Genomic DNA, 26,236 nt, shown 5'->3' with positions numbered 1-26,236 from the left:
GTCAGAGTGCCGGGACTTCACGGAGCAGCCATTGGACCAGCGCCCCGCCCCCACGACCGGCAGGATCAGCCTGATCCCGCAGACGATGTCCGGCTACGGCAGGCAAGACAACCTGAACATCCTCAGGAATTACATAGTCACGACCGTCCAACAGCGCCCAGGCGCGGGCGGCACCCAGCAGCGCCAGACTGCCTCTTGGTGAGAGACCAAGGGCAAAGTTAGATTGCGTACGGGTTGCTTCGACCAAACGCAGCACATAGTCCACCACCGCATCGCTGGCATGGATATTGGGCACTTCGTTCTGGATAGCAGCCAGCTGCCGATGATCCAGCAGGGGCTCCAGCCTGGGAAGCTGGTCTCTACCCGATCCACCCAACAGCAATGCTCGCTCGGCTGCGCGGCCTGGATAGCCCAGCGAAAGCCGCATCAAAAAGCGATCCAGCTGAGACTCGGGCAATGCAAACGTTCCCCCCTGAGAAACAGGGTTCTGGGTCGCGATGACAAAGAACGGCTCCGGTAGTGGGCGAGTCGCACCCTCAATAGTGACCTGCCCCTCCTCCATCGCCTCCAGTAGTGCACTCTGGCTTTTTGGCGTTGCCCGGTTTATTTCGTCGGCCAATAGCAACTCGGTAAAAACCGGGCCTTGGTGAAAGACGAACTGCCCAGTGTCCTTGTCAAAGACAGAGGTACCCAAAATATCGCCAGGCAACAGATCGGAGGTGAACTGGATACGTTGAAACGAAAGGCCGAGTACCTTGGCCAGGGCATGGCTCAGCGTGGTCTTGCCCATACCGGGCAAGTCTTCAATCAGCAAGTGACCTTTGGCGAGCAGGCAGGTCATGGCCAGGCGGACTTGCTTGTCCTTGCCGAGCAGGACCCTGTCGACTGCTTGGAGACAGGTTTCCAGTTGCGCGTGCATTACGTTCTCCTTTTGAACAGCCCGATGCTACTTGAACCGTACAAGCGAAGAACAGGGCCTGAAATCTTTTGTGACGCTCGCAGGCAACGCTCATGCTAGAGCGAGCCATGCGAACATCTCCTAATTTCAGCGTAGATCAGCCAGGATAGCCGTCAATGCCGCCGCGGGATCACTGGCGCGGCTGATGGGGCGGCCGATCACCAGATAATCGGATCCGGCGTCCAGCGCCTCACGCGGCGTAAGAATACGACGTTGGTCATCCAGCGAACTGCCTGCCGGGCGAATACCTGGAGTGACCAGCTGCAGGCTGGGGTGAGCGGCCTTGAGCGAAGAGGCTTCCTGAGCCGAACATACCAGCCCGTCCATACCAGCGCGCTCAGCCAATCCGGCCAGACGCAGGACCTGCTCCTTGGGGTCGATGTCCAGACCGATACCTGCCAGGTCTTCGCGCTCCATGCTGGTCAGCACTGTCACGCCAATAAGCAGTGGCTTGGGGCCGGAAAGGGTGTCGAGCGTCTCCCGGCAGGCTGTCATCATACGCAAACCGCCCGAGCAATGGACGTTCACCATCCAGACGCCCTGCTCGGCAGCAGCCTTGACGGCCATGGCTGTGGTATTGGGAATGTCATGAAATTTGAGATCCAGAAAGACCTCGAAGCCCTTGGCATGCAGCGCTTCGATGACAGGTCTGCCGTGGGAAGTAAACAGCTCTTTGCCCACTTTGACGCGGCACTGCGCCGGATCGAGCTGATCCGCCAACGCCAGGGCACCCTCGGCAGTAGGAAAATCCAGGGCGACAATAATCGGTGTCTGGCAAGCAGGCATGGCACTCTCACATATGAATCCAGGGAAGCCCTATTGTCGCAGAAAGCCATTTCCCGGCAAAAGGATTGCTTGTCTGCTACACCCATGCACCAAAACAAAGAGTCACTTTTTGGCTGGCGCCCTACGTTTGGGCAGCTATGGTGTTAGAAAGCCGCCAAAAAGCCAATAACAGGCTGGCATGCTCGCTGCAATGGTTACCCGTGAACCCACTCGGTGAGAAGACAAGATGACTACACAATTAAAACCCGCCTTGGGCACCTTGCATCTCTGGGGTATCGCTGTAGGCCTGGTCATTTCGGGGGAGTATTTCGGCTGGAGTTACGGCTGGGGCGTAGCCGGAACGCTCGGCTTTCTGGTAACGGCGCTTATTATCGCCGCCATGTATACCGCATTTATTTTCAGCTTTACCGAGCTCACCACAGCCATTCCCCATGCAGGAGGCCCTTTTGCCTACAGCAGCCGTGCCTTTGGCGAGAAAGGCGGTCTGATTGCCGGCCTTGCCACGCTAATCGAATTTGTCTTTGCACCGCCTGCCATCGCCATGGCCATCGGCGCTTATCTGAATGTTCAGTACCCTGCGCTTGATCCCAAACTTGCAGCCGTAGGCGCCTACATCACATTCATGACACTCAATATTCTGGGCGTAAAGCTGGCAGCCACCTTTGAGCTGGTCGTGACCGTACTGGCCGTTCTGGAGCTGCTGGTCTTCATGGGCGTAGTAGCACCCGGTTTCAGCTTCAGCAATTTTGCTCTTAATGGCTGGGCAGGCTCGGATACCTTCGGTATGCCCGCCATTACTGGCATTTTTGCTGCCATCCCTTTCGCAATCTGGTTCTTTCTTGCCATCGAAGGCGCTGCAATGGCGGCCGAAGAAGCCAAGGATCCCAAGCGCACCATTCCCAAAGCCTACACGACGGGCATTCTGACACTGGTGGTACTGGCCATTGGCGTCATGCTTTTCGCAGGTGGCGTGGGAGACTGGCGTACGCTTTCCAACATCAATGATCCCTTACCGCAGGCCATGAAGACGGTGGTAGGCGAAAATTCCGGTTGGCTACACATGCTCGTATGGATCGGCCTGTTTGGTCTGGTAGCCAGCTTCCACGGAATCATTCTGGGATACTCCCGCCAGTTCTTTGCCTTGGCGCGAGCAGGCTACCTGCCCGTCGGGCTCGCCAAACTGTCACGCTTCCAGACGCCCCATCGCGCCATCATTGCAGGTGGGGTCGTGGGCGTTGCGGCTATCTACAGCGACGGGCTCATCAATCTCCAAGGCATGTCGTTAACTGCCGCCATGATTACCATGTCGGTATTTGGTGCCATCGTCATGTACATCATGAGTATGCTGAGCCTGTTCAGGCTGCGCCGCACCGAACCTAACCTGCCGCGCAGTTACCGTGCGCCTGGCTACCCTTTCGTACCCGCGTTGGCATTGGCCATTGCACTGGTCTGCCTGGTCGCCATGGCATGGTTCAACCCAGTCATAGGCCTCGTCTTTCTAACCTTCATGGGCGTCGGCTTCGTCTACTTTCTTTTTACCGCACGCCAGCGTGCCCAGGCGCCCACGGATAGCCTGCTGAAGGTCAACGCCATATGAGCCTGATAGCACGTGTCCTCGGGATGGCCCTCTGAGACAGTCACAGAACCGGAGTGTGTATGATCTACCAGACCATCATCGGCCATCAGGCCTATCGCTTCGAAGACCTCAAGACACTTCTGGCCAAGGCCAGTCCGGCGCGCTCGGGTGACGAACTGGCCGGGCTTGCGGCCGGCTCGGCAGAGGAGCGTATGGCTGCCAAGATCGCGTTGGCGGATGTCCCGCTCAAACGCTTTCTTGAGGAGGCCTTGATTCCCTACGAGCAGGACGACGTAACACGCCTGATCATCGACAGTCACGACGCGTTTGCATTTGCCCCTATCAGTCATCTCACCGTAGGCGATTTTCGTGATTGGCTCCTGCTCGACAGTACGGACAGCAAAACCCTGACAGCGGTCTCGCCAGGCATCACACCTGAAATGGCCGCCGCTGTCAGTAAACTGATGCGCAATCAGGATCTGATCCTGGTAGCCAAAAAATGCCAGGTCATAACCCGCTTCCGCAATACGATAGGCTTACCCGGCCATCTTTCGGTGCGCCTGCAGCCCAATCACCCTACTGACGATTTGCAAGGCATTGCGGCCAGCATGCTGGATGGCTTGCTCTACGGTGCAGGCGATGCCGTTGTCGGTATCAATCCGGCCAGTGACTCGCTTTCAACGTTGACGCCGCTGTGGGAGATGATGGATGAGCTGCGTCAGCACTTTGATATTCCCATGCAGACGTGTGTACTGACCCACGTCACCACCCAAATCAAGGCGATCGAAAAAGGCGCCCCGGTTGATCTAGTCTTTCAATCCATTGCCGGCACGCAAAAGGCCAACGATAGCTTTGGTGTAACGCTGAGCCTGTTACAGGAAGCGCATGATGCAGCCCGTTCACTCAAGCGGGGCACGCTGGGCGATAACGTCATGTATTTCGAGACAGGTCAAGGCAGTGCCCTCTCTGCCAGCGCACACCATGGTGTTGACCAGCAGACCTGCGAAGCACGTGCTTACGCGGTCGCGCGGACGTTCAAACCGCTGCTGACCAATACGGTGGTTGGCTTTATCGGTCCCGAGTACCTTTACGATGGAAAGCAGATCATCCGGGCCGGCCTTGAAGACCATTTCTGCGCCAAGCTGCTGGGCGTCCCGATGGGCTGCGACGTGTGCTACACCAACCATGCCGAAGCGGATCAGGATGACATGGACACACTCATGACGCTTTTGGGCGTCGCCGGGTTGACCTACATCATGGGTATTCCAGGCGCTGACGACATCATGCTCAACTACCAGAGCACTTCCTTTCATGATGGACTTTATCTGCGCAGCGTACTGGATTTAAGGCGTGCCCCCGAATTTGAAGCCTGGCTGACCCGCATGTCCATTACAGAGCCCTCCGGACAGCTACGAGACATCAACCGCGAGCACCAGCTGCTACGTGCCCTGCCCCACCTGCCGGGAGCCGCATGATGACAACCGCCAAACCTACGCTGGTCCAGACAAACCCCTGGGACGAACTGCGCACCCATACGTCGGCACGTATAGCATTGGGCCGTGTTGGCTCAAGCCTTCCTACGGCGGAAGTACTCCGATTCGGCCTGGCTCATGCGCAGGCAAGAGATGCCGTACACCATCCGCTGGATGTCCATATGCTGAGCGAGCAACTCCAGTCAAAAGGTTTTCGTACGATTCATGTACACAGCCAGGCTGCGGATCGGCAGCAGTATCTATTACGCCCGGATCATGGCCGAATGCTGGATATCGCCAGCCGTGAGCAGTTAATGGCTGAAGCGCCTGCTCCGGATATCGCTATCGTCATTGCCGACGGGCTGTCGTCCTTTGCGGCCAGTAGCCATGCAGTTCCCATACTTGAGCTACTAAAGGAGCGTTTCGATACCGACTGGTCCCAAATACCCGTGGTCATTGCCGAGCAAGCCCGTGTGGCCTTGGGTGACGAGATTGGAGAGCGGCTCAATGCCCAGCTCGTAATCGTGATGATCGGAGAGCGACCTGGTCTTACATCACCTGACAGCCTCGGATTATACGTTACCTACCAGCCCCGCCGCGGACGTATGGATAGCGAGCGTAACTGTATTTCCAATGTACGGCCCGAGGGGCTACCGTACCGCTTGGCGGTTCATAAACTCGACTACCTGATCAAGCAGGCCTTAAAGCTAAAACTGACCGGGGTCAACTTGAAAGACGATAGCGTTTTACCCTTGCTTAAAAGCACTCCTACTGCCTAGACGAGTCTAAGCAGCATAGACTGTTTCATTTGCACGGAGGACTGCACCATGCCCTGGTATGCCTGGCTTTTCTTGATTATTGCGGTGGGCTCGATTGTAGGTAGCCTGTTGATGCTTCGCAGCTCGGCCAACAAGGTAGAGCTCACCGATGAGCAGCGTCAGCGGATCCGTCAGCGAAACGCGGAAATGGACGCCAAGGATGCCCGGAATCGCTAGGTATCCTAAGTTGTGACTTAGCGCCTGAACTCAAACTGCAACTCAGCACCTTCGAAATCATCTGAGCGTTCGCGATTTAGTATTCGACCGCTCAGGTTGAATCGATCATTCTCCTCATGCTTGTCGAACAGCGGAGGAAGCATGCCCGTCGGCTCCTTTTGCTCTGCTGTAACAGGCACTGCGCTCTCGATGAGTTCTTTGGGGATACTCAGGTCAACCTTGAGTGGCTCCTCCGGTTCGGGAAGCTTCTGTTTTACAGTCTTGGGCACCGGTTTGGGCTTTGGTTTTTCAATAACCAGCTCAGGCTTTTTGTCCGGCTGAGGAGCCGGCACAGGCTCCTCATCAAAGCTTTCAGGGACACGGGAGGTTAGGATGGGTTCCTGCCGGGCCGAAGTGTCCGGTACTGGCTTGGCATGGGAAGCTGCTGGCGATACTGGTTTTGGCGCGGTCTGCTCTACAGAGGCCGCCTGCGGTTCGGCTGGTTTTTTGGGCGGTTCCTTTTCCGGCTTATCACACCCACCGAGTATCAATACCAGCGCCAGCCAGCACGGCTTATGACCACTCACCATCCAACGTAGAGTCCTCATAAGAAAGCCTCAGGCAGAACGTCGTGAACTCCTTCCTGTGAAGATGGCCCACAGCAATAGCGCATAGCACACTGCGGTTACCAGGTTGCCGACGGCGTTGAGTAACGCATACGCCCACCCTGGCGCCAGTGGGATCTGCCAGAGCGGCAGTAAAACCGGCAATGCCAGCGTAAGCGCGCTATAGGCTGCAAGCCAGACAAGCAGGATGACCATACTCAACAGGCATAACAGGCTCGCCTTGCGGTGCGTTCGCCATTTCAGGCAAGCCACCAGCAGCCCTGTCAGCCAAACAAGCACCAGCGGTACATTGCCTAGCACTCCAATCATCGGCAGCCAGCTTGCGGCCTCGGTCGAGCCCATCGACACTTTTACCTCTTCACGCCTAATGTAAACAGACTCACAAAATGGCGAACGAGTTCACACCGTTAAGCAGCTACCTGAGCCTCTTGACAGAGCTGATTGGCCAGTATTCCAATCGTCATCAAAGCGCGCTCGGTTTGTCGATTCCACGCCATCCCGCAATTGAGCCGAATACAATTATTGAATTGATCCGTATTGCTGAAAATGATGCCTGGCGCAATGCTAATGCCCTCCTGCAACGCCCGGAGGTGGAGATCCTTCGTATTGACCCTGGCTGGAAGGCTCACCCAGAGAATGAAGCCGCCGATAGGTCGGCTCATTTGGGTTCCCTCTGGAAAGTACTGTTGAACGGCCAGCTGCCAAGCCGTCATATTCTTGCGGTATTCCTGCCTGATGGAGCGTAGATGACGGTCATACCCGCCATTTTCAAGATAAGCCGCTACACCCATTTGCGTTAGACTACAGGCAGAGTGGGTGGTAAAGGTCTGTAAGCGCTGAATGTCCGACTGGTATTGATTGGCAATGACCCAACCGATACGCACACCAGGTGAGATCGTCTTGGAAAAACTTGAACAATAGACAACCCTGCCGTTCCGATCATGGGCTTTCAACGCCTTCGTCGCACCGACCTCATAGAACAACTCACCGTAGATATCGTCCTCAATGATCATGAAGTCTCGCTCATTGGCAAGCCTTAGCAGCTGCTTTTGACGCGCCTCAGGCATTGTACTGCCCAGGGGATTGCTCAGCCGGGAGGTCATGACCAGCGCCTTTACAGGCCACTGCCGCGCGGCCAGCTGCAATGCCTCTACGCTTAGGCCGGTCTGTGGATCACAGGGAATCTCGACCACCTTGAGACCTAGCACATCAGCCAATTGCAGCAAGCCGTAATAGGTAGGCGATTCGGTAGCGATCAAATCACCCGGTTTGGTCAGCACACGCAGGGACATCTGCAAGGCGTCCACACAGCCATGGGTAATAACAACCTCAGAAGGCGCTACCGAGACCCCGGCATCCCGCATACGGATCGCAACCTGGCGGCGCAAGGGCTCGTAACCCGGGCTGTACATATAGCTGAACGCACGCTGACTGTGAAAGCGCGTCACCTTGCTGATCTGCTGATGCAGGGCCCGGATAGGTAGAAAATCCACATTAGGAATGGCAGCCCCGAAAGGAACCACGTCATCTCGTCGGGACTCCAGAAGCACTTGATTGATAATGTCACCGCGAGTGACCAGGGTCGGCCGCTCCACCCTGCCGATTTCAGGTGTAGGCGCTGTCAAGGCAGGCGTCTGGTGTACGTAAAACCCTGACTGGGGACGAGCCCGGATAAGCCCTTGGTCTTCCAGTGTGGCATAAGCTTGCAAAACACTTGCGTGACTGACGCCCAGCTGCTGACTCATCTTGCGAACAGAGGGAACGCGCTCGCCCGGTTGGTAGACACCCCGGCGAATATCTTCAGCCAACTGATGAGCGATACGTTGATAGAGCAACAGATTCGTCATGGCACGCATTCCCTTGGTCACTGAACCGAAACAGTAGCATCGTCTTACCAGATTGCACCGGTACAGCTTGGTAAATTTAGGACAATACAGCCAGTGCTAACGGATAATCAGTCGGCAATGAAACAAGGGATGCCGCTTTTAAGCATGAGCGCGACAGGCAGGCCGTTTAAACCTGCCGTTTACGCTCAACGTGCCGGTATGAAATTACCGTTTTCGTCAGAAAACACCACTTCGACTCGGCGATTTTTGGCGCGGCCCTCGGCCGTCCCGTTGGATGTCACCGGATAATCCTCGCCATATCCAATGACCTGAAGGCGGCCTGCCTCTACACCTAATGCACTCAAGGCCCTGGCGATGGCATGGGCACGCTGTTTGGAGAGGGAAAGATTGCGATCCTCATCACCGGAGTTATCCGTGTAGCCTTCGATTCGGATCTCCCGCTTGGGGTTGATTTGAAGAAACTGGGCAAGCTTGAGAACCGTTTCATTAGCCGTTGGATTGAGTTGTGATCGCCCCGGAGCAAACAACACATCGCCCAGCGTCATGACGAGACCGCGCTCTGTCTGAGTCGTACCCAGGTTAAACAGCTGATCGGTAAGCCATACGTTACGCTCTCGTGCAGAACGGAGTTCTTTTTCCCGCAACTGCAATTGCAGGCGTTCGATCTGCAGTTGTAACTGGGTCGCCTTGTCCTGGCTCAAGCGAAGGCTTGCATGCTCTCGGGCGATATCGCTGTAGCGTTGGCTCAGGTAGGCAAAGTGGCGTACATCTTTGCTGCTCCCCCAATAACCAGCCAGCTGCTCCGCCTTGACCAGGGTTTCCTCAGCTCTCTTTACATCCTTGGGTGCGCTACGCAGCACGTCGGAATCAGTCTTGACCGTGGCATACCTGGATTTGGCGTCCTGTAATGCCTGCTGGGTAGTGCTGCTGCTCGCACATCCCGTGATCATTGAAAACGCCAGCGCGAGTCCAGCCACCGACAGTACCGAACGCATCATGGCGTGCTCTCCAAACGCTTTTGTAATCGGGCAATCTGCTTGTTGAGTTCATCCACATGTGTCTGGCTCTTGTTATTGAGCACCTTGGCCTCGGCCAGGCGAGCGTCGAGTTCAGCCTGTTCCGCCAGTACACGGGCTTTTTTGTAATCTTCAACCCGCATGGCTTTTCGGGCCCGTTCAAGCTTGTCGTTGGCGAGACTGTATTCAGGAATGGAGTCATCCGCCCCAATGTCATGGGCTTGGTCGAATGCCTGGGTGGTCAGTTTCATTTGCTCGGATGGTGCGGGATCGTTGGCGCACCCGGCAAGCAACAGGGCCAAAACAGAAGCTGCCCAACAATAAGATTTTTTCACTATCTGGTTTCCTGCAGAGTCAGGCGACAGCTCTATGACGCTGCCTAAAACCAGAATTTTGTCATGTTGAAAGGCATTTGTCCGTCAACAAAAATCTACCCAATAAAAAACCCGCTCGATCGAGCGGGTTTTTAAGAGGCTATTGCTTATATCGACTTTTCAAGCTCAGGGATTAACTCGAACAGGTCACCTACCAGTCCATAATCAGCCACCTGGAAGATTGGCGCCTCTTCATCCTTGTTGATGGCCACAATGACTTTCGAGTCTTTCATACCGGCCAGGTGTTGAATCGCACCGGAGATGCCTACCGCAATGTACAACTGCGGCGCAACGATCTTGCCCGTTTGACCAACCTGCATGTCATTGGGTACGAAGCCTGCGTCCACTGCTGCGCGAGAAGCGCCTACGGCAGCACCCAGCTTGTCTGCCAGGGAGTACAGAATCTTGAAATTATCACCGTTCTGCAAACCACGACCGCCCGATACCACCACTTTCGCAGCGCCCAAGTCCGGGCGACCTGTCGTGGCCAATTCTTCGTTCACGAAGCGGGAAATACCTGCATCCTGTACGGAAGAAACCGCTTCGATAGCGGCAGAACCACCTTCGGCAGCAACCGGATCAAAACCAGTAGCGCGCACGGTAATAACTTTTACCGGAGCGGATGACTGCACGGTTGCGATCGCATTACCGGCATAGATGGGCCGCTTGAAGGTATCCGGACTTTCGACCGAAATGATCTCGGAAATCTGATCCACGTCTAGTAGCGCAGCAATACGTGGCATGAAATTCTTGCCGTTCGAACCGGCTGGCGATAGTACGTGGGTGTACCCATTGCCTTTAACCAGCTCAACAACCAACGGCGCCACGTTTTCTGGCAACTGGTAGGCGTAAGCAGCATTATCGGCAACCAGCACCTTGGAAACGCCCTCGGCTTTGGCAGCAGCTTCAGCCGCACCACCGCAGCTCTGACCGGCGATCAGAACATGAATATCACCACCGATGGCTTTGGCTGCAGCCACGGTATTGAGCGTTGCGCCATTGAGCGCAGCATTACTGTGTTCGGCAATGACCAGAATAGCCATCAGATCACCTTCGCTTCGTTCTTGAGTTTTTCGACCAGTTCAGCAACCGACTTCACCTTGATACCTGCCTGACGGCCAGCCGGTGCTTCCACCTTCAGCGTCTTGACAGTCGAAGCCGTGCTAACACCCAGAGCGTCCGGCGTTAAGACATCCAGTGGCTTTTTCTTGGCCTTCATGATGTTTGGCAGCGAGGCATAACGCGGCTCGTTCAAGCGCAGGTCAGTGGTCACGATAGCAGGCAGGTTCAGAGCAACGGTCTGCAGCCCTCCATCGATTTCGCGGGTCACGTTCAATACGTCACCGTCACGCTCGACCTTAGAAGCGAAGGTTCCCTGGGCAAAGCCGGTCAGTGCACCCAACATCTGACCCGTCTGGTTGTTATCACTGTCAATAGCCTGCTTGCCCATGATAACCAGCTGGGGTTGTTCTTTGTCGACAACCGCCTTGAGCAGCTTCGCAATCGCCAGCGAGCTCAACTCTTCATTGGTCTCGACCAGAACGGCACGGTCCGCTCCCAAAGCCAACGCAGTACGCAATTGCTCCTGTGCAGCAGTCGGACCTACAGACACGGCCACGATTTCGGTAGCGATACCTTTTTCCTTCAGGCGCACCGCTTCTTCAACGGCGATCTCACAGAAGGGGTTCATGGACATCTTGACGTTGGCCAGGTCAACACCGGAGTTATCGGGTTTGACGCGGACCTTGACGTTGTAGTCCACCACTCTTTTTACAGCTACAAGAACCTTCATGAGTTCCTCATTATTCTGTAGTGAATAAATACGGTAGCCAGGCAGGCCTAGCCGATCGAATCGACCAAATAACGGCTCTCGGCTTACAAATAACCATTAACCGCCGTATGTTGACTGCATCAGTCGAGAGGGTCAACGCTCCAAGGCAAGTCGGCGTGCTGCCAGAAGGAAATGCGATAGGCTAAAGGCATCACAGTTAAAGGGTACTTGCCTTTAGCAAAGGCCGTCCGAACGCTTTTTTAACCAAGCCATAATGCAAACAGGCAGTTACCCGACATAACCCTAGCCGCTTCTGGAGGCAGCACAAGCAGAATGTACCAGTCCGAGAGAAAATTCAAACAAACGTTTGTATTGGACCTCTGGAAAGACCCCTATATAATGTTTTTCTTTATTACAGCCGCCAAAATATAACTAGCATCAATGCCTTGAGGAGACTGTCCGTGGAACGCGAATTTATGGAGTTCGACGTTGTTATTGTCGGCGCCGGCCCGGCAGGCCTTTCCGCTGCCTGCCGATTGAAGCAAAAGGCGGCTGAGACCGGTCAGGAAATCAGCGTCTGCGTTGTAGAGAAAGGCTCCGAGGTCGGTGCTCATATTCTCTCTGGCGCCGTGTTCGAGCCGCGCGCACTCGATGAACTGTTCCCCAACTGGAAGGAACTGGATGCCCCGCTGAATACGCCAGTCAAGCGCGACGATATCTACCTGCTCAAGGACGCCGAACGTGCCAGGAAGCTGCCTGACTTTCTTGTCCCCAAGACCATGCACAACCAAGGCAACTACATCATTTCCCTAGGGAACCTGTGCCGCTGGCTAGCCCAGCAGGCTGAAGGACTGGGTGTAGAAATCTATCCAGGCTTCGCTGCGCAGGAAGCCCTGATTGATGAGAACGGTATTGTGCGCGGTATCGTAACCGGCGACCTGGGCGTAGACCGCGAAGGAAACCCCAAGGAAGGCTACTACACGCCCGGCATGGAACTACGTGCCAAATACACCCTATTCGCCGAAGGTAGTCGTGGGCATATTGGCAAGCAATTGAGCCAGCGTTTCAACCTGGGCGCCCATGCCGATGTGCAGCACTACGCGATAGGCATCAAGGAAATCTGGGATGTCGACCCTGCCAAGCATGAGCAGGGCCTTGTTGTGCATACAGCAGGCTGGCCGCTAGACGATGATAACCCGGGTGGCTCATTCCTCTATCACCTGGAAAACAACCAGGTCGTAGTGGGCCTGATCGTGGATCTGTCCTACAGCAACCCTTACCTCTCGCCCTTTGATGAATTTCAGCGCTACAAGCATCACCCGGTAATCAAGCAATATCTGGAAGGCGGCAAGCGTGTATCTTATGGCGCTCGCGCCATTACTAAGGGCGGCCTGAACTCACTTCCCAAACTGACGTTCCCAGGCGGTGCATTGATCGGTTGTGACGGCGGTACGCTCAACTTCTCGAAGATCAAGGGCAGCCACACGGCGATGAAAACCGGCATGCTGGCCGCTGAAGCCATTGCCGAAGCCCTGGTAGCCGGGCGTGAAGCCGATGAGCTGACCTGTTATCTGGATACGTTCAAGAACAGTTGGGTATACGAGGAACTCTACAAGAGCCGCAACTTCGGCGCCGCCATCCATAAATATGGAGCAATAAAGGGCAACGCCTTCAACTTTATCGAGCAGAACCTGTTTGGCGGCAAGCTGCCCATTACGCTGCACGATACAACGCCCGACTACGCTTGCCTGAAAAAGGCGTCTGAATCCAAACGGATCGATTATCCCAAGCCTGACGGCAAGATCAGCTTCGACAAACTGTCCTCGGTGTTCCTCTCCAACACCAACCATGAAGAGGACCAACCTGTTCACCTGAAGCTCAAGGACCCGTCCATTCCGATCGACCGCAATCTTCCGCTCTACGACGAGCCTGCGCAGCGTTATTGCCCCGCTGGTGTATACGAAGTTGTGACGCAGGAAGACGGCGAGAAACGCTTCCAGATCAATGCCCAAAACTGTGTGCATTGTAAGACGTGTGATATCAAGGATCCTTCCCAAAACATCACCTGGGTACCGCCAGAAGGCACTGGCGGCCCCAACTACCCTAACATGTAACAAAAAGGGCTCCCCAGGGAGCCTTTTCTTATTTCAGTCCTGCCGAGCCACCGGGAAAAACGCCCCGCCACTCCATAGGCCCTGCCACATCGCCCCCTCATAATGTTCCAGCGACATACATTCGACGAGCCGATAGAAGACATTGCGATGAATCAAGGCTTCGAGGCGATCCCTTACAAGCACGTATGGCGAAGGCTCTTGCGTACTAGGATCAATGACCACGCGCAGGGGATGATCAGCATTGGCTTCCACCGTATCGCCTACTTGGGTTGTAAAGCACAAAACCTGATTTTGCCTTTGACCTTGTACATCACAATCAATGGCCACAAAGGGAGCATCCTCAACCTGAATACCTACCTTCTCAACAGGCGTCACTAACACATAGCCTTGCTCATCCTTACGCAGGATGGTTGAAAACAGCCGGACCATGGCAGGTCGATTTATAGCAGAGCCTTGGTAAAACCAAGTGCCATCGCGCGCGATACGCATGTCGATATCGCCGCAGAAGGGGGGATTCCATGAATGAACCGGCGGCAATGCCTTACCCTCCCCGTTCGGTAACTGGGCGATCAGGTCATCAACCTTATGCGACTCACTCATGAACACTCCTTATCGCGTCAAACCCAACAGATGCTGAGCATACTCCGCAAGCGGAGGCGCTAGCAGGTCTTCGGGTTTCTCGTTGTAAAATGTCAGGAAACCGCCCCGGCTGCGAATACGGGCCGTATCCACCAGATAATAAGTTGCCGTTTCGATCAGCATGACCTGAACCACACTGCGGTCCCGACCTACTCGATCCAACGCTTCCTGATCTTCCCACTCCTGCCAGTTGCCAATGGCATCATCAGCGGCTGCAAAGCGGGTATACAGCAGATAGTGAGCCCCCAGGTTACGTGCCTCGAGTATGGCTTCGTCCAATCCAATGGGCCCTTTGGCACGACGTACCCGTGGAAAATATTCCACGAAACCATTGAAGGCCTGTTCCGCTACGACATTGGGCCTGGCATATGGATGCCCTGGCGGCACGAACGCGCCTTGTGCGATATAGATATAAGAGTCCGGCTGCAACCGGAAGTTGTTCAATCGCTGTGTATGGCTGTAGTCAAGAAACCCAGCATCCCGTAGGTGATAAGTAGTACCAGCAGCCATATCGCTGACATTCATACAACCGGACAACAATACAATCGCACAAATGGCGAGGAAACGACGCATCTCTTTCTCCTGAACCGGCGACGAAAAACCGGCGCTGACACGCGTCTAGCAGTTTCCAGGCCAATCTATATGCTAGCCCCCGATGATCTTCATCACCGTTACACCACCAGAGAACGCAACGTCCTGCTTATCGCCCAAGGCCTTGACCAGCAACCGCTGTAGCGCCGGAAGCGCTAGATGACGGGGCTTGTCCAGCAAATCACCAACAAAGTGGCGATTACTGGATGACAAGCAGCCATGCAGCCAACCTGTTGAAGACAAGCGTAGACGCGAACAGCTACGGCAGAAAGGTACGCTTTCATTCGCAATAACGCCGAAGTAGCCCCCACCCTCTACCTGATAACGCAAGGCAGTGGCGTCTACAGGCGCATCAGCCTGTACAAAGGGATGGACCGCACCGATGATCTCTAAAAGCTCTGCCAACCGTACGAACTGCTGCTGGAAGCCGTTGGGATCACGCGCGAGATGCCCCATCCTCATCAGCTCGATAAACCGTAACTCGAAGCCGCGCTCGAGACAGTATTCGAGCAGCGGCAATATCTGATCAAGGTTCTGGCCACGCAATGGGACCATATTGACCTTGATTTTAAGTCCTGCCTGACGGGCTTCTTCAAGACCTGCAAGCACCGTCTTCAGGTCGCCTCCCCGCGCGAGTACAGGGAAGGCTTCCGCATCGAGCGTATCCAGAGAGACGTTCAGACGGCGAACCCCGTTGTCGATGATAATGGGCAGCTTTTTAGCCAGCAGCTGGCCGTTAGTGGTAAGACTAATGTCTTTGAGCTTTAAGGCGGAAACCGCCTGCAAGAAAGGCTCGAACTTGGGAGTGACCAGTGGCTCACCACCAGTAATACGCAGACGCTCGATGCCTGCAGCCTCAATAAGGTATTCAACACCACGAGCCATAGCATCAGCCGATAACTCATCTTGAGCCGCTACGAGGCGTTTCCCATTGGGAACACAATATGTACATGCATAATTGCATGCAGCGGTTAAGCTGATCCGTAGGTTGCGAAAGGCTCGACCCTGACGGTCAACGATCATGCTTGAACTCCAACTGCTTAACAGAGAAAAAAGATATCTGGGTCGAGAACGATTTATTCAAGCTCAGACTTTCGGACCTCACCGGGAAGCCGGTATTTCCGTGTCTCGCTTACGGCGGTTACCCATACGCACGCCGATGTCCATAAGAAACTGAAAAAATCCGTCCTGATCTTCAATGACATCTCGCCAGAAGGGAGAGTGGTACAAGGCTACCGCCCCGTGCACCAGCGCCCAGGCAGCGCAATAGTGAAAATAAGGAGGAACATCTTCCAGCTTCCCTTCAGCGATTCGTCCCTTGATCAGCTGAGTCAAACGATCGAAGTTTGACGCTCTGATCTTATGCAATTGTTCGACCAACTCAGGAACCTGATTAGCTTTGACCACCTTTTCTTCCAGCCGGTCAAAAAGCCTGTAGCGCTGAGGGTCGCGCATACGAAACTCAAAGTAGTCCCGGGACAGAGCTTCCCGATCACGTGCCACGTCTTCCGAGTGAAACAGCGAAGCCAGGTCTCGCTCGTAATCCAGCATCAGGCGAAGATAGATCTCGGCTTTGGATCGGAAATGTTTATAAATCGTTCCTTTTCCAATCCCGACCGCGTCAGCGATCATCTCTACAGTAACACTGTCCTCCCCTTCTTCCAGGAAAAGCTTGAGGGCTGTGTCTAGAATCTCCTGCTCACGGCGGCGAAATTCACGGACCTTTCGAGGTTCTTTCTGCATAGAAATAAGTTTCTTTTTAGAGTCTGAATGCGGAAGGTATCGGTAGGGGAAGCTATTACCATCGGCTGGCACAACGCGAGATGGACGATACGCATCTGACAGGCGATGTCACATTGATTACGGCATTATGCCTAAAAATACATATTTTTGTATGGATGAGCCTCTTATGAACACCTGGATGAACGAGTTTCCGCATCATGAAACCCTGCGCTACCTCAACCATGCCGCAGTAGCGCCTTGGCCAGCGCGTGCATCGCAGGCCGTAGCGGCGTTTGCACAGGAAAATGTTATCCAGGGAGCCAAGGATTACCCCGCCTGGCTTGAGATTGAGCAGCAGCTGAGAACACACCTGATGAAGCTGCTTAACGCGCCCAGCACGGCAGATATCGCCCTGGTCAAGAATACGTCAGAGGCCCTGTCATTTGTTGCGTTTGGTCTGGACTGGCGGGCCGGCGATCAAGTGGTCATCAGCAATGAAGAATTCCCATCGAACCGAATCGTTTGGGAGGCACTGTCCCGCTTTGGAGTCGAAGTCATTGAGGTCAATCTGGCTGGGACAGATCCTGAACAGGCGCTGCTAGAGGCCTGTACGTCCCGGACACGCCTGCTGGCGATCAGCGCAGTGCAATATGCAAGCGGCCTGCGCCTGGACTTGGTCAAATTAGGCCAGGGCTGCCGCCAGAACGGCGTACTGTTGTGTGTTGATGCAATTCAACAGCTAGGCGCACTTCCTCTGGACGTACAAGCCTGCGGGTGCGCCTTTGCCATGGCGGACGGGCATAAATGGATGCTAGGCCCAGAAGGGCTTGGCGTTTTTTATTGTCGGAGTGATCTTAGAGAGCAGCTGACGCTAAACGAATATGGCTGGCATATGCTCGATAACGCAGGTAATTATAACAGTCGCGAATGGAAACCAGCACGCACCGCCCGCCGCTTCGAATGTGGTAGCCCCAACATGCTCGGCGCTGTCGCCTTGAAAGCCAGTCTCTCATTGCTCGATGAGATAGGCATGGTGCAAGTTGCGCAGGAATTACATACCAGAATGCACATGTTGATTGAAGGACTGAAAGCACTTCCCGGCGCTCATGTCCACAGTGCGACAGATCCCAATCGCAGAGCTGGTATTCTAACGTTTACGCTGGATGGCAAAGACAATACGACTCTTTTTGAAGGCCTGAAGCGCGAGAACATTATCTGCGCTCAACGCGGTGCTGGCATCCGTCTTTCGCCACACTTTTACACACCGCAACAGGTACTGGATGAGACGCTGGACATCATCCGGAAGTTGTCGCGATAAGTGCTCAATGAAAGGCTGCCTATTCCAAATCTGTTTAAAAAATGATCAATCCCGACTGGATGTTCCCCATGACTGATCAATACTTCTACTTACCGGCAGCGCCACTCCCCCGAGGCGTTATCGGTGGGATACATCGCTATTGGTGCATCCCGTTAAACTCCTAATGGTCTTGGCCCGGTTAGAAAAAACCGGGTTTTTTTTGACTATTGGTTTTATACAGCTTTTGCCAGAGGAAAGAGCCGGTAGAAATTTTCTGTAGTTTGCTCGGCCAGTGCTTCCAGCTCGACACCACGAACCGAAGCTAAAAACTCAGCCACTTCACGCACATATTGAGGGAGGTTCGGTTTGCCACGATAAGGAATAGGCGCCAGATAAGGCGAATCGGTTTCCACAAGAAGCCGATTGGCTGGCACCTGACGAGCCACTTCACGCAATGCCTCGGCATTTCGGAACGTCACGATTCCTGAAAGAGAGATATAAAAACCCAGGTCCAGGGCAGCCTTGGCCATTTCCCAGTCCTCGGTAAAACAGTGCAATACTCCTGCCGCAGTCAGATCAGCCTCTCTGAGCAAGGCCAACGTGTCAGCTCTGGCTTCACGGGTATGCACAATGACAGGTTTACCGGTAATCCGCCCCGCCTCAAGATGCAACCGAAAGGACTGCTTCTGCAGCTCAGCGCTTTCAGGCTCGTAATGATAGTCCAGCCCGGTTTCTCCGATGGCGACCACACGAGGATGATCCAGCTCGCGCAACAGCCACTCCAGCGCAGGCTCCTTTTCAGCAGAAACATCCAATGGATGAATTCCAACAGAGCAATGCACGTCCGGGTAACGCTTGGCAACAGTCTTCACATCGCCAGCATTTTCGGCGCTTACACCAATGCATAGAAAGTGCCCTACGCCTCTCTCCCTTGCCGCCTCAAGCGCCGCGTCCAGCGATCCATTATGAGCCGTTAGATCAAGGCGATCTAGATGACAATGGGAGTCGATCAGTTTCATGGGTTTTCCTGGTAAAAACGTGCGCTTTCAGCAAGGCCATGCTTGCACGAAAGAAAGAATTACATGGTATGCGTAGGGCGGTCCGACTTGAGCGTACCCGCCAGATAGGTCTCGATCTTGTTTCGAGCCGTGTTATCGCCGTCATTGAATTGAACGCCAACCCCAGCAGCACGATTTCCCTGTGCGCCCCGGGGCGTTATCCAGACGACCTTTCCGGCAACAGGGATTTTTTCAGGCTCATCCATCAGGTTGAGCAGCATGAATACTTCATCCCCTAGCTTGTATGACTTGTTTGTTGGAATAAACAGGCCACCATTACGGATGAAAGGCATATAGGCGGCATACAGTACTGATTTGTCCTTGATCGTAAGGGACAGAATTCCGTTTCGAGGACCCAGATTCGGAGGCAAACTCATACGACAGCACTCAACCATTATTAAGTGAATTCTAGCCCTGCTGCGGTAGGCTTGCCCACCGTATCAACAGCGCTTCAAGTAGCAGTACGCGGTTCAGATTAGCCTTACCCATTACTTTCTGCCGCTGCTCGAGCAGCCAGTTCTGCAGGTTTATGACCTGAGTGGAATCGGCCTTATCACCCAGATACTGGATTACTTTGCTCATATCGGCCAAACCGGTCACCGCTTGATCCCGAGTCATTTGATAGCGCAGGATCAACAATGCCCACTCACAGAACCAGTCCATCAATAGCAGTAACGGAATGCTGTTCCAGCTTTCGGCTAATGGACTTGGCGCGATCTGCCGCTTCAAGAGCTTTTTCAAGCCGTCTACAACATGTGACCGGTAAGCCTGAACGCCCATCGCATGCAAACGAGCAGCCGTTAAAGGCGAACCACCAGCCAGCGTCAGCACATCATTGAGATCTTCCGAGGAGAGATCGGGCAAGGCCTGCGCTAGCCAAGCCAGGCTTTCTTCTGGACGAGGTACGGGGCAGGCCTGCTGCACACAACGACTTTTGATGGTAGGCAATAGTCGACTCGGCTGATGACTGATCAACACCAGGACCGTGTCACCGGAAGGTTCTTCCAGGCTTTTCAGTAAAGCATTTGAGGCATTGAGGTTCATCGCCTCAGCTGGTTCCAGCAGAATGACCTTGCGGCCGCCCAACTGTGCGGTTTGGGCAACGAAGTCAACCAGGCTCCTGATTTGATCAACGCGGATAGGCTTTTCCACCTCTTCCGGCTCTACAAGAAAATAGTCAGGATGCGTTCCAGCCCTTAACAAAAGACAAGCCTTACACTGGCCGCATGCCTCCCCTGCTGCTACGTTCTGGCAAAGCAAACGCCCTACAAGCCGCTCGGCCAGCGCCCGCTTGCCAATACCCGCTGGCCCATGAAATAGATAAGCATGGGCATGCCGCTTACGATGAGTCAGCCGCTCCCATAGTTCCGATTGCCACGGGTACCGCTTAACCACGGGCGCGCTCCAACAACTCAGGTACAAGCTGATCAAGTTGTTGCTGTACATCGGCAAGCGACTGGGCTGCGTCAATCACCCGATAGCGGTCGGTACTAGCCGCGGCACGGGAGAGATAAGTCTGCCTTACGGCCTCGAAAAAGCTGTGTTGTTCCCGCTCAAACCGGTCGAGGCGACCTCGTTTGGCTGCTCTTTCAAGTCCTATTTCGATAGGTAAATCGAACACCAAGGTAAGATCAGGCTGCAGGCCTGACTGAACAAAGTGCTCCAAGGTGGCAATGCGTGCTTCCGAAAGCCCACGCCCCCCGCCCTGATACGCGTAGGTCGCATCAGTGAATCGATCACACAGGACAACCGCACCACGATCAAGCGCAGGCTTAATTATAGTGTTTAAATGCTGTGCACGTGCAGCAAACACAAGCAGCAGCTCAGTATCCGCATGCATGCCCTCATCGCAGGGGTCAAGCAAAAGTCCGCGGATGCGCTCGGCCAATGGCGTTCCACCAGGCTCACGTGTCAGCACCACTTCAAGGCCATGCGATTGTAATTGCCTTGCCAGATAGTCACGGTTAGTGCTTTTACCTGCCCCTTCCGGCCCCTCCAACGTAATAAACAACCCGCTCACTCAGACTCCTTGTTAATAGGTGCCGGACTCGAACGGTAATCGGCTCGGCGTTTAAGTTGGTACTCACGAACAGCGCGGTTATGTGCATCGATGTCATCAGAAAACACATGCGTCCCGTCTCCACGCGCTACAAAGTAAAGACTTTTACCTGGCTCAGGATGCAGCGCGGCATGAATCGCTTCCCGCCCTACCATGGAGATAGGCGTAGGAGGTAAACCAGGGTTCACGTAGGTATTGTAAGGCGTAGGTTGGCGGAGATATTCTCGGGTCAACTTGCCCTTGTAATTGTCACCCAGCCCGTAGATAACCGTAGGATCTGTCTGCAAGAGCATATTCAACGCTAGACGGCGAACAAAAACGCCTGCTATTTGAGGCCGCTCTTGCGGAACCCCTGTTTCCTTCTCCACTAAAGAGGCCATGATCAGAGCCTGATACGGCTCCTGATAGGGCACATCCGCGGCGCGCGCCTCCCACTCCTCGGCAAGAACCTGCTCCAAACGTTGACTGGCCTGCTTCAGAATTTCGACGTCGCGCATTCCTTTTACATAACGATAGGTGTCGGGAAAGAAACGCCCCTCAGGATGCATACCAGGCTTGCCTAAACGCGCCATGACGTCTTCGTCACTCAGTCCAGCCAATGTTTGCTCCAGCTTTTCCTGACGAGCCAAGGCATCCCGAACCTGATGGAAGTTCCAGCCTTCAACGAGCGTAACGTTGTATTGGACCACCTCGCCTTTTTGCCAGAGGGCAAGTAATTCACGAACACTCATCCCTGGCGTTACTCGGTACTCACCGCTGTGCAGAGCCTGTCCGGAAAGATTGAAACGCCAATACAAACGCAACCAGAAGGATCCGCTCAGTAACTTCTCCTCCTCAAGATGCCGGAGCATACCGCCCGGCGTAGCGCCCTTGGGTATTTCGACAAGCTGTTCCTGACCAACCGCCACAGGCTGCTCGAGTGCCTTGTGTTGCAACCAGCCCATTCCGGCTAGCGCCAGCCCCATCAAGAGCAAGCCGCCCTCGAGCAGAACCAATAATTTTCGCATTACGAATCCAGAGCCTTCGAGGCAATCTGTTGAAATTGACGTGTCAACGGGCCTATTGGCCATTCATGCTCAGCATACGTACATACTGGCCAAACACCATACTGACTGTTGCACATAAATACCTCATCAGCGGCCATGAACTCACTCAACGTCACCGGCCTGATTTCGGTCATGACGCCAAGCCCATCTGCGCAACGAAGAAGATAGGAGCGCATCACGCCAGCAACACCACACCTATCAAGCACGGGCGTTATCAATGTGTTCCTGGACACGATGAAAAGGTTACTGAAAACGCCTTCTACAACATGCCCAAATGCATCACACATAAGGCCTTCAGCATAGTTTGCTCCCTGCCACTCTCCCCGCGCTAATACCTGCTCAAGACGGTTCAGGTGCTTGAGTCCAGCCAATAGCGGTTGGCAAGCCAGACGTGTCTGGCAGGGAAACAGACGGATCCCCTGCTCAGCATTCTCAGATGGATAGCGAGGCACAGGAGAGGCCAGCAGAAGACGTTGCGGAAGTGGATTCGACGGAGCCGCATAACCCCGTTCACCGAGGCCGGCCGTAATGATCAGCTTGGCTACACCGTTGCGTAGCAACGCAGCATACTCAAGAATTTCAAGCCTGACTGCATCAAGCTCCAAGGGAATTGCCAGACGACGACATCCATCAAGCAGCCGCCTCAGGTGATCATCAAGGAATCGTGGTTGGCCGTTATGGACGCCTATCGTTTCGAAAAGCCCATGGCCATATGCCAAACCACGATCCCGGAAGGAAAGGCCAGCCTCATCCGGCTGACCATTAACCCAGTCTTTCATCACTCAGAAAAGCGACGGAAGATCAAACTACCATTAGTACCACCGAAGCCGAAGGAGTTGGACAGGCTGATCTCGATAGGCATTGCCTTTGGCTTATGCGGCACAAAGTCCAGATCACAGCCATCATCCGGATCATCCAGGTTGATGGTAGGTGGCGCCAGTTGGTCACGAATGGCCAGGATGCTGAAAATGGCTTCAACAGCCCCGGCAGCCCCTAACAGATGCCCAGTCATTGACTTGGTAGAGCTCACCGACAATTTGTAGGCATGCTCACCAAAGATCCGCTTGACCGCAGAAGCCTCTGCCATATCACCAGCAGGCGTGGACGTACCGTGCGCATTGATGTAATCGACCTGGGATGGATCGATTCGCGCATCTTTCAATGCATTGCTCATGCACTGTGCTGCGCCAGCGCCATCTTCAGGGGGGGCCGTCATATGAAACGCATCAGCGCTCATGCCAAACCCAATAAGCTCAGCATAAATATGGGCGCCACGCGCTTGAGCATGCTCTAGCTCTTCCAGAATCAATGCACCCGCGCCATCAGACAGCACAAAGCCGTCTCGCTGACGATCCCAAGGTCTGCTGGCCTTAGTAGGCTCTTCATTTCGGGTAGAAAGTGCCCGTGCAGCACCAAAACCACCCAACCCTAGCCCGCAGGTAGCCATTTCGGCACCGCCAGCCACCATGACATCAGCATCACCATAGGCAATGTTACGTGCAGCCATACCTACACAATGCGTGGAGGTTGTACATGCTGTAGCAATTGCATAATTAGGCCCCTTCAATCCCAAGTGGATGGAAAGGAAGCCGGAAACCATGTTAATGATCGAGCCAGGGACAAAAAATGGCGAAATACGGCGGGGACCTTGATCAAACAAGGCCTTGCAGTTGTTCTCGATATTGGAGAGACCACCAATACCAGACCCCATGGCGACACCAATTCGATCCCGATTGGCATCTGTCACTTCAAGTCCGGAATCACGCATAGCCTGGAAGCTAGCCGCCAGGCCATATTGAATAAAGAGGTCGAGTTTCCGAGCTTCTTTCGCAGAGAGATAATCTTCTACGTTGAATCCTTTGACTGATCCCCCAAAGCGGGTAGCAAAGGCAGAAACGTCCATGTGTTCAATCGGGGCAATACCGCTGCGACCAGCAAGAATGCCTTCCCAGCTGCTTTGCACGTCCCCGCCCAGCGGCGATACCATGCCCATGCCCGTGATCACGACGCGTCTACGTGACACAACGATTTCCTCATAGCTCGTTTGTTCGATCATCTAAAGTTATTACATTGATGACCGTTATATAGAAAAGCCGCACGCCTGGACAGGCGTGCGGCTTTCGTGTTCTACAGAAGAACCGACTTATTGCTGGTGAGCAACGATGTAGTCGATAGCTTCCTGAACAGTGGTGATCTTTTCGGCTTGTTCGTCCGGGATTTCAGTTTCGAATTCCTCTTCCAGAGCCATCACCAGCTCAACGGTGTCAAGGGAGTCGGCGCCCAGATCCTCGACGAAGGAAGCGCTGTTGGTTACTTCCTCTTCTTTCACGCCGAGTTGTTCAGCGACGATCTTCTTAACGCGTTCTTCGATGGTGCTCATACCGTGTTTTCACTCCTATGGAATAATCCGTGCAGCCGGACTGCGCGTAAGTGTATAGAAAGGGTTTTCAATATTTCAAGCTGACGCGACATCCTGACCTCTGAACTGACTTTTTGCTAGTCTTGAAAATTCACAAAAAGTCGTTCAACCCGTCAAAAATCGCTTAACTCATATACATTCCGCCGTTAACTGGAACAGTAGCACCTGTAACGTACGCAGCACTGTCCGTTGCTAAAAAGGCGACAACTTTTGCAATTTCTTCAGCTTGCCCTAATCGACCCAGTGGAATTTGAGTCAAAAGCGCTTCACGCTGAGCATCTGGCAGCTCACGCGTCATATCAGTATCAATAAACCCTGGAGCCACGGCATTTACCGTGATCGCTCTGGAACCTACTTCACGAGCCAACGCCCGAGTAAACCCCTCAAGACCGGCCTTGGCGGCAGCATAATTGGCCTGGCCAACATTACCCATAGCCCCGACAACAGAGCCTATGCTGATGATGCGCCCCCAACGAGCTTTGGTCATCCCACGCAATACGGCTTTCGACAAACGGAACAGGCTGTTCAGGTTGGTATCGATTACATCGAACCACTCGTCGTCTTTCATGCGCAGCATCAGATTATCTCGCGTGATGCCCGCATTATTGACCAGAATAGCAGGCGCACCATATTGCTGCTGAATCTGTTCCAACGCCGCCGTCACCGAAGCGTTGTCTGCAACGTTCAGCACCAGTCCGGTGCCCTCTATACCATTGGCCTTCAGGCTTTCGCTGATACGGAAGGCACCGCTTTCGCTGGTAGCCGTACCGATCACGGTAGCCCCGAGGCGTCCGAGCTCAAGAGCAATGGCCTGTCCGATGCCACGTGTTGCACCGGTTACCAATGCGACTTTACCTTGGAGGCTCATGTTTTCTCCTTAAATCAAGCCAATGCTGCTTGGGTAGCAGCAAAGGCATCAGGCGCGTCAAGACTATAGGTCTCTATACCTTTGACACACCGCTTGTTCAAACCTGCCAGGACTTTTCCGGGCCCGCACTCTACCAGTTGAGTAACCCCTTTGTCCGCAAGCAGTTGAACGGACTCAACCCAGCGCACCGGACTGTACAGTTGCGCCAGCAGGTTCTGCTTCAGCGCTGCAAGATCTGCACTGACTCCGGCGTTTACATTCTGAACGACCGGAATGGAGGGCTGCTGCCATTGGATTGCGTTAACAGCCTCGGCAAAGCGCTCCGCTGCCGGACGCATCAACTCACAATGGGAGGGCACACTTACCGGAAGCGGAACCGCACGTTTTGCGCCACGCGCCTTGCATAGCTCGACAGCTCGCATCACTGCAGCTGCGTTACCTGCAATGACCACCTGCCCAGGCGCATTATAATTCACTGCGCTCACAACATCACCCTGGGCCGCTTCAGCACAGGCGTTAACGATATCTGCATCTTCTAGCCCCAGGATAGCGGCCATTGCGCCCTCGCCCGCTGGCACAGCCTCCTGCATCAGCTGTCCACGGCGCTCAACGAGCCTTACAGCGTCAGTAAAGGCCAGAGCACTTGCAGCAACCAGAGCGGAATATTCGCCAAGACTATGACCTGCCACATAAGAAGGACGTACGCCTCCCCTTGCCTCCCATAGTCGCCACAAGGCAATAGACGCCGTCAGAATGGCGGGCTGAGTCTTGTCCGTTTGATTCAACTGCTCTTCCGGACCTTGCTGAACCAGTGACCAGATATCGTAGCCAAGCGCATCAGAAGCCTCAGCAAACGTATCGCGTATCTGCGAATGTTGAGCTCCAATATCGGCCAGCATACCCAAGGACTGTGAGCCTTGGCCTGGAAATACGAAAGCGAAAGAAGCAGACATAGTCGATCTCTTTTTAGTCTCATCAAAAGCCACAGCCTAACAGCATGCCGCAGCAGGTTCTTGGTTTGAT

The 26,236-nt window shown here is 54.3% G+C and carries 29 protein-coding genes; 6 read left to right on the top strand and 23 right to left on the bottom strand.

Annotated features, from left to right (window positions below):
* Nucleotide 1: 1 nt before the first annotated feature.
* Both GM154_RS18485 and pyrF read right to left on the bottom strand, forming a co-directional pair.
* Nucleotides 2-919: a MoxR family ATPase gene (locus GM154_RS18485; RefSeq protein ID WP_219653016.1), complete on the bottom strand. Its 918-nt coding sequence runs from the start codon at nucleotides 917-919 to the stop codon at nucleotides 2-4.
* Between the two features lie 126 nt (nucleotides 920-1,045).
* Nucleotides 1,046-1,744 carry an orotidine-5'-phosphate decarboxylase gene (pyrF, locus tag GM154_RS18480; protein WP_010797757.1) on the bottom strand — a complete coding sequence of 233 codons (699 nt, stop codon included), beginning with the start codon at nucleotides 1,742-1,744 and terminating at the stop codon, nucleotides 1,046-1,048.
* A gap of 226 nt (nucleotides 1,745-1,970) precedes the next feature.
* Here pyrF and eat point away from each other — a divergent pair, with 226 nt between their 5' ends.
* The 4 genes from eat to GM154_RS18460 are packed head-to-tail and all read left to right on the top strand — an operon-like array spanning nucleotide 1,971 to nucleotide 5,787.
* On the top strand, nucleotides 1,971-3,341 hold the full coding sequence (gene eat / locus GM154_RS18475; protein ID WP_219653015.1) for an ethanolamine permease: 1,371 nt from the start codon (nucleotides 1,971-1,973) through the stop codon (nucleotides 3,339-3,341).
* 59 nt (nucleotides 3,342-3,400) lie between these two features.
* On the top strand, nucleotides 3,401-4,795 hold the full coding sequence (locus GM154_RS18470) for an ethanolamine ammonia-lyase subunit EutB (protein ID WP_219653014.1): 1,395 nt from the start codon (nucleotides 3,401-3,403) through the stop codon (nucleotides 4,793-4,795).
* Nucleotides 4,795-5,571 carry an ethanolamine ammonia-lyase subunit EutC gene (gene eutC / locus GM154_RS18465; RefSeq protein WP_010797754.1) on the top strand — a complete coding sequence of 259 codons (777 nt, stop codon included), beginning with the start codon at nucleotides 4,795-4,797 and terminating at the stop codon, nucleotides 5,569-5,571. Before GM154_RS18470 ends, eutC begins: the two co-directional genes overlap by 1 nt.
* 48 nt (nucleotides 5,572-5,619) lie before the next feature.
* A complete protein-coding gene (locus GM154_RS18460) occupies nucleotides 5,620-5,787 on the top strand; it encodes a DUF2897 family protein (protein ID WP_010797753.1) in 168 nt (55 codons plus the stop codon).
* A gap of 17 nt (nucleotides 5,788-5,804) precedes the next feature.
* Here GM154_RS18460 and GM154_RS18455 read toward each other — a convergent pair whose 3' ends face one another.
* From GM154_RS18455 to GM154_RS18425, 7 genes are all read right to left on the bottom strand, one after another.
* Entirely contained in the window at nucleotides 5,805-6,374 is a 570-nt protein-coding gene (locus tag GM154_RS18455) for a hypothetical protein (RefSeq protein WP_219653013.1), read from the bottom strand.
* A 9-nt stretch (nucleotides 6,375-6,383) separates the two neighbouring features.
* Nucleotides 6,384-6,734 carry a hypothetical protein gene (locus GM154_RS18450; RefSeq protein WP_010797751.1) on the bottom strand — a complete coding sequence of 117 codons (351 nt, stop codon included), beginning with the start codon at nucleotides 6,732-6,734 and terminating at the stop codon, nucleotides 6,384-6,386.
* Nucleotides 6,735-6,799: 65 nt separating this feature from the next.
* Nucleotides 6,800-8,239: a PLP-dependent aminotransferase family protein gene (locus GM154_RS18445; protein WP_010797750.1), complete on the bottom strand. Its 1,440-nt coding sequence runs from the start codon at nucleotides 8,237-8,239 to the stop codon at nucleotides 6,800-6,802.
* 185 nt (nucleotides 8,240-8,424) lie between these two features.
* Nucleotides 8,425-9,237 carry an OmpA family protein gene (locus tag GM154_RS18440; protein WP_219653012.1) on the bottom strand — a complete coding sequence of 271 codons (813 nt, stop codon included), beginning with the start codon at nucleotides 9,235-9,237 and terminating at the stop codon, nucleotides 8,425-8,427.
* Nucleotides 9,234-9,590: a DUF4398 domain-containing protein gene (locus GM154_RS18435; RefSeq protein ID WP_010797748.1), complete on the bottom strand. Its 357-nt coding sequence runs from the start codon at nucleotides 9,588-9,590 to the stop codon at nucleotides 9,234-9,236. Before GM154_RS18435 ends, GM154_RS18440 begins: the two co-directional genes overlap by 4 nt.
* Nucleotides 9,591-9,736: 146 nt before the next feature.
* A complete protein-coding gene (locus tag GM154_RS18430) occupies nucleotides 9,737-10,672 on the bottom strand; it encodes an electron transfer flavoprotein subunit alpha/FixB family protein (protein WP_010797747.1) in 936 nt (311 codons plus the stop codon).
* A complete protein-coding gene (locus GM154_RS18425; RefSeq protein WP_010797746.1) occupies nucleotides 10,672-11,421 on the bottom strand; it encodes an electron transfer flavoprotein subunit beta/FixA family protein in 750 nt (249 codons plus the stop codon). The genes GM154_RS18430 and GM154_RS18425 overlap by 1 nt, the downstream gene beginning before the upstream one ends.
* Before the next feature lie 440 nt (nucleotides 11,422-11,861).
* On the opposite strand from GM154_RS18425, the gene GM154_RS18420 reads away from it, so the two are divergent.
* On the top strand, nucleotides 11,862-13,514 hold the full coding sequence (locus GM154_RS18420) for an electron transfer flavoprotein-ubiquinone oxidoreductase (RefSeq protein ID WP_219653011.1): 1,653 nt from the start codon (nucleotides 11,862-11,864) through the stop codon (nucleotides 13,512-13,514).
* Nucleotides 13,515-13,547: 33 nt separating this feature from the next.
* Here GM154_RS18420 and GM154_RS18415 read toward each other — a convergent pair whose 3' ends face one another.
* The 4 genes from GM154_RS18415 to GM154_RS18400 form a co-directional block, all read right to left on the bottom strand.
* A complete protein-coding gene (locus GM154_RS18415; protein WP_122043044.1) occupies nucleotides 13,548-14,114 on the bottom strand; it encodes a DUF1285 domain-containing protein in 567 nt (188 codons plus the stop codon).
* 9 nt (nucleotides 14,115-14,123) lie between these two features.
* Nucleotides 14,124-14,726 carry a DUF4823 domain-containing protein gene (locus GM154_RS18410; protein WP_074827447.1) on the bottom strand — a complete coding sequence of 201 codons (603 nt, stop codon included), beginning with the start codon at nucleotides 14,724-14,726 and terminating at the stop codon, nucleotides 14,124-14,126.
* Between the two features lie 72 nt (nucleotides 14,727-14,798).
* Nucleotides 14,799-15,767 (bottom strand): GTP 3',8-cyclase MoaA, encoded by a 969-nt coding sequence (locus tag GM154_RS18405; protein ID WP_010797742.1) that lies wholly within the window; start codon nucleotides 15,765-15,767, stop codon nucleotides 14,799-14,801.
* Nucleotides 15,768-15,845: 78 nt separating this feature from the next.
* A complete protein-coding gene (locus GM154_RS18400; RefSeq protein WP_010797741.1) occupies nucleotides 15,846-16,487 on the bottom strand; it encodes a TetR/AcrR family transcriptional regulator in 642 nt (213 codons plus the stop codon).
* A 166-nt stretch (nucleotides 16,488-16,653) separates the two neighbouring features.
* Between GM154_RS18400 and GM154_RS18395 the strand changes: the two genes are divergently transcribed.
* Entirely contained in the window at nucleotides 16,654-17,784 is a 1,131-nt protein-coding gene (locus tag GM154_RS18395; RefSeq protein WP_219653010.1) for an aminotransferase class V-fold PLP-dependent enzyme, read from the top strand.
* 212 nt (nucleotides 17,785-17,996) lie between these two features.
* Here the strand turns inward: GM154_RS18395 and GM154_RS18390 are convergent, their stop codons facing one another.
* From GM154_RS18390 to fabD, 10 genes are all read right to left on the bottom strand, one after another.
* The gene (locus tag GM154_RS18390; protein ID WP_219653009.1) at nucleotides 17,997-18,782 is read right to left on the bottom strand and encodes a TatD family hydrolase; all 786 of its coding nucleotides are present in this window, start codon (nucleotides 18,780-18,782) and stop codon (nucleotides 17,997-17,999) included.
* 59 nt (nucleotides 18,783-18,841) lie between these two features.
* Nucleotides 18,842-19,198 (bottom strand): PilZ domain-containing protein, encoded by a 357-nt coding sequence (locus GM154_RS18385; protein WP_010797738.1) that lies wholly within the window; start codon nucleotides 19,196-19,198, stop codon nucleotides 18,842-18,844.
* 31 nt (nucleotides 19,199-19,229) lie between these two features.
* Nucleotides 19,230-20,216 (bottom strand): DNA polymerase III subunit delta', encoded by a 987-nt coding sequence (locus GM154_RS18380; RefSeq protein WP_219653008.1) that lies wholly within the window; start codon nucleotides 20,214-20,216, stop codon nucleotides 19,230-19,232.
* The gene (gene tmk / locus GM154_RS18375) at nucleotides 20,209-20,841 is read right to left on the bottom strand and encodes a dTMP kinase (protein ID WP_219653007.1); all 633 of its coding nucleotides are present in this window, start codon (nucleotides 20,839-20,841) and stop codon (nucleotides 20,209-20,211) included. Before tmk ends, GM154_RS18380 begins: the two co-directional genes overlap by 8 nt.
* Nucleotides 20,838-21,887, bottom strand: coding sequence for an endolytic transglycosylase MltG (gene mltG / locus GM154_RS18370; RefSeq protein ID WP_219653006.1), 1,050 nt, complete (start codon nucleotides 21,885-21,887; stop codon nucleotides 20,838-20,840). The genes tmk and mltG overlap by 4 nt, the downstream gene beginning before the upstream one ends.
* Nucleotides 21,887-22,705 carry an aminodeoxychorismate lyase gene (pabC, locus tag GM154_RS18365; protein ID WP_219653005.1) on the bottom strand — a complete coding sequence of 273 codons (819 nt, stop codon included), beginning with the start codon at nucleotides 22,703-22,705 and terminating at the stop codon, nucleotides 21,887-21,889. Before pabC ends, mltG begins: the two co-directional genes overlap by 1 nt.
* Complete coding sequence (gene fabF, locus GM154_RS18360; protein WP_074827562.1) at nucleotides 22,705-23,949, bottom strand: beta-ketoacyl-ACP synthase II; 1,245 nt, start codon at nucleotides 23,947-23,949, stop codon at nucleotides 22,705-22,707. The genes pabC and fabF overlap by 1 nt, the downstream gene beginning before the upstream one ends.
* A 120-nt stretch (nucleotides 23,950-24,069) precedes the next feature.
* Nucleotides 24,070-24,306, bottom strand: a complete 237-nt coding sequence (acpP, locus tag GM154_RS18355) for an acyl carrier protein (protein WP_007160597.1) — start codon at nucleotides 24,304-24,306, stop codon at nucleotides 24,070-24,072.
* Between the two features lie 163 nt (nucleotides 24,307-24,469).
* Nucleotides 24,470-25,213, bottom strand: a complete 744-nt coding sequence (gene fabG, locus GM154_RS18350) for a 3-oxoacyl-ACP reductase FabG (protein WP_074827461.1) — start codon at nucleotides 25,211-25,213, stop codon at nucleotides 24,470-24,472.
* A gap of 14 nt (nucleotides 25,214-25,227) precedes the next feature.
* Nucleotides 25,228-26,166 carry an ACP S-malonyltransferase gene (fabD, locus tag GM154_RS18345; RefSeq protein WP_219653004.1) on the bottom strand — a complete coding sequence of 313 codons (939 nt, stop codon included), beginning with the start codon at nucleotides 26,164-26,166 and terminating at the stop codon, nucleotides 25,228-25,230.
* Nucleotides 26,167-26,236 lie beyond the last annotated feature (70 nt).

The sequence above is a fragment of the Pseudomonas sp. MAG002Y genome (assembly GCF_019400845.1).
Lineage (GTDB): Bacteria > Pseudomonadota > Gammaproteobacteria > Pseudomonadales > Pseudomonadaceae > Chryseomonas > Chryseomonas luteola.
The sequence above is the reverse complement of the archived record's forward strand: the minus strand, read 5'-3'. Positions and strand labels throughout refer to the sequence as shown.

What these genes read in the sequence shown, in the direction of transcription:
- GM154_RS18430 (WP_010797747.1), bottom strand. Translation starts at nt 10,672, where the DNA reads ATGGCTATTCTGGTCATTGCCGAACACAGTAATGCTGCGCTCAATGGC.
- fabG (WP_074827461.1), bottom strand. Translation starts at nt 25,213, where the DNA reads ATGAGCCTCCAAGGTAAAGTCGCATTGGTAACCGGTGCAACACGTGGC.
- GM154_RS18470 (WP_219653014.1), top strand. Translation starts at nt 3,401, where the DNA reads ATGATCTACCAGACCATCATCGGCCATCAGGCCTATCGCTTCGAAGAC.
- GM154_RS18395 (WP_219653010.1), top strand. Translation starts at nt 16,654, where the DNA reads ATGAACACCTGGATGAACGAGTTTCCGCATCATGAAACCCTGCGCTAC.
- GM154_RS18410 (WP_074827447.1), bottom strand. Translation starts at nt 14,726, where the DNA reads ATGCGTCGTTTCCTCGCCATTTGTGCGATTGTATTGTTGTCCGGTTGT.
- pabC (WP_219653005.1), bottom strand. Translation starts at nt 22,705, where the DNA reads ATGAAAGACTGGGTTAATGGTCAGCCGGATGAGGCTGGCCTTTCCTTC.
- GM154_RS18385 (WP_010797738.1), bottom strand. Translation starts at nt 19,198, where the DNA reads ATGAGTTTGCCTCCGAATCTGGGTCCTCGAAACGGAATTCTGTCCCTT.
- GM154_RS18425 (WP_010797746.1), bottom strand. Translation starts at nt 11,421, where the DNA reads ATGAAGGTTCTTGTAGCTGTAAAAAGAGTGGTGGACTACAACGTCAAG.
- GM154_RS18400 (WP_010797741.1), bottom strand. Translation starts at nt 16,487, where the DNA reads ATGCAGAAAGAACCTCGAAAGGTCCGTGAATTTCGCCGCCGTGAGCAG.
- fabD (WP_219653004.1), bottom strand. Translation starts at nt 26,166, where the DNA reads ATGTCTGCTTCTTTCGCTTTCGTATTTCCAGGCCAAGGCTCACAGTCC.
- GM154_RS18485 (WP_219653016.1), bottom strand. Translation starts at nt 919, where the DNA reads ATGCACGCGCAACTGGAAACCTGTCTCCAAGCAGTCGACAGGGTCCTG.
- GM154_RS18440 (WP_219653012.1), bottom strand. Translation starts at nt 9,237, where the DNA reads ATGATGCGTTCGGTACTGTCGGTGGCTGGACTCGCGCTGGCGTTTTCA.
- acpP (WP_007160597.1), bottom strand. Translation starts at nt 24,306, where the DNA reads ATGAGCACCATCGAAGAACGCGTTAAGAAGATCGTCGCTGAACAACTC.
- GM154_RS18460 (WP_010797753.1), top strand. Translation starts at nt 5,620, where the DNA reads ATGCCCTGGTATGCCTGGCTTTTCTTGATTATTGCGGTGGGCTCGATT.
- mltG (WP_219653006.1), bottom strand. Translation starts at nt 21,887, where the DNA reads ATGCGAAAATTATTGGTTCTGCTCGAGGGCGGCTTGCTCTTGATGGGG.
- GM154_RS18455 (WP_219653013.1), bottom strand. Translation starts at nt 6,374, where the DNA reads ATGAGGACTCTACGTTGGATGGTGAGTGGTCATAAGCCGTGCTGGCTG.
- eutC (WP_010797754.1), top strand. Translation starts at nt 4,795, where the DNA reads ATGACAACCGCCAAACCTACGCTGGTCCAGACAAACCCCTGGGACGAA.
- eat (WP_219653015.1), top strand. Translation starts at nt 1,971, where the DNA reads ATGACTACACAATTAAAACCCGCCTTGGGCACCTTGCATCTCTGGGGT.
- GM154_RS18390 (WP_219653009.1), bottom strand. Translation starts at nt 18,782, where the DNA reads ATGAAACTGATCGACTCCCATTGTCATCTAGATCGCCTTGATCTAACG.
- GM154_RS18445 (WP_010797750.1), bottom strand. Translation starts at nt 8,239, where the DNA reads ATGACGAATCTGTTGCTCTATCAACGTATCGCTCATCAGTTGGCTGAA.
- pyrF (WP_010797757.1), bottom strand. Translation starts at nt 1,744, where the DNA reads ATGCCTGCTTGCCAGACACCGATTATTGTCGCCCTGGATTTTCCTACT.
- GM154_RS18415 (WP_122043044.1), bottom strand. Translation starts at nt 14,114, where the DNA reads ATGAGTGAGTCGCATAAGGTTGATGACCTGATCGCCCAGTTACCGAAC.
- GM154_RS18450 (WP_010797751.1), bottom strand. Translation starts at nt 6,734, where the DNA reads ATGGGCTCGACCGAGGCCGCAAGCTGGCTGCCGATGATTGGAGTGCTA.
- GM154_RS18405 (WP_010797742.1), bottom strand. Translation starts at nt 15,767, where the DNA reads ATGATCGTTGACCGTCAGGGTCGAGCCTTTCGCAACCTACGGATCAGC.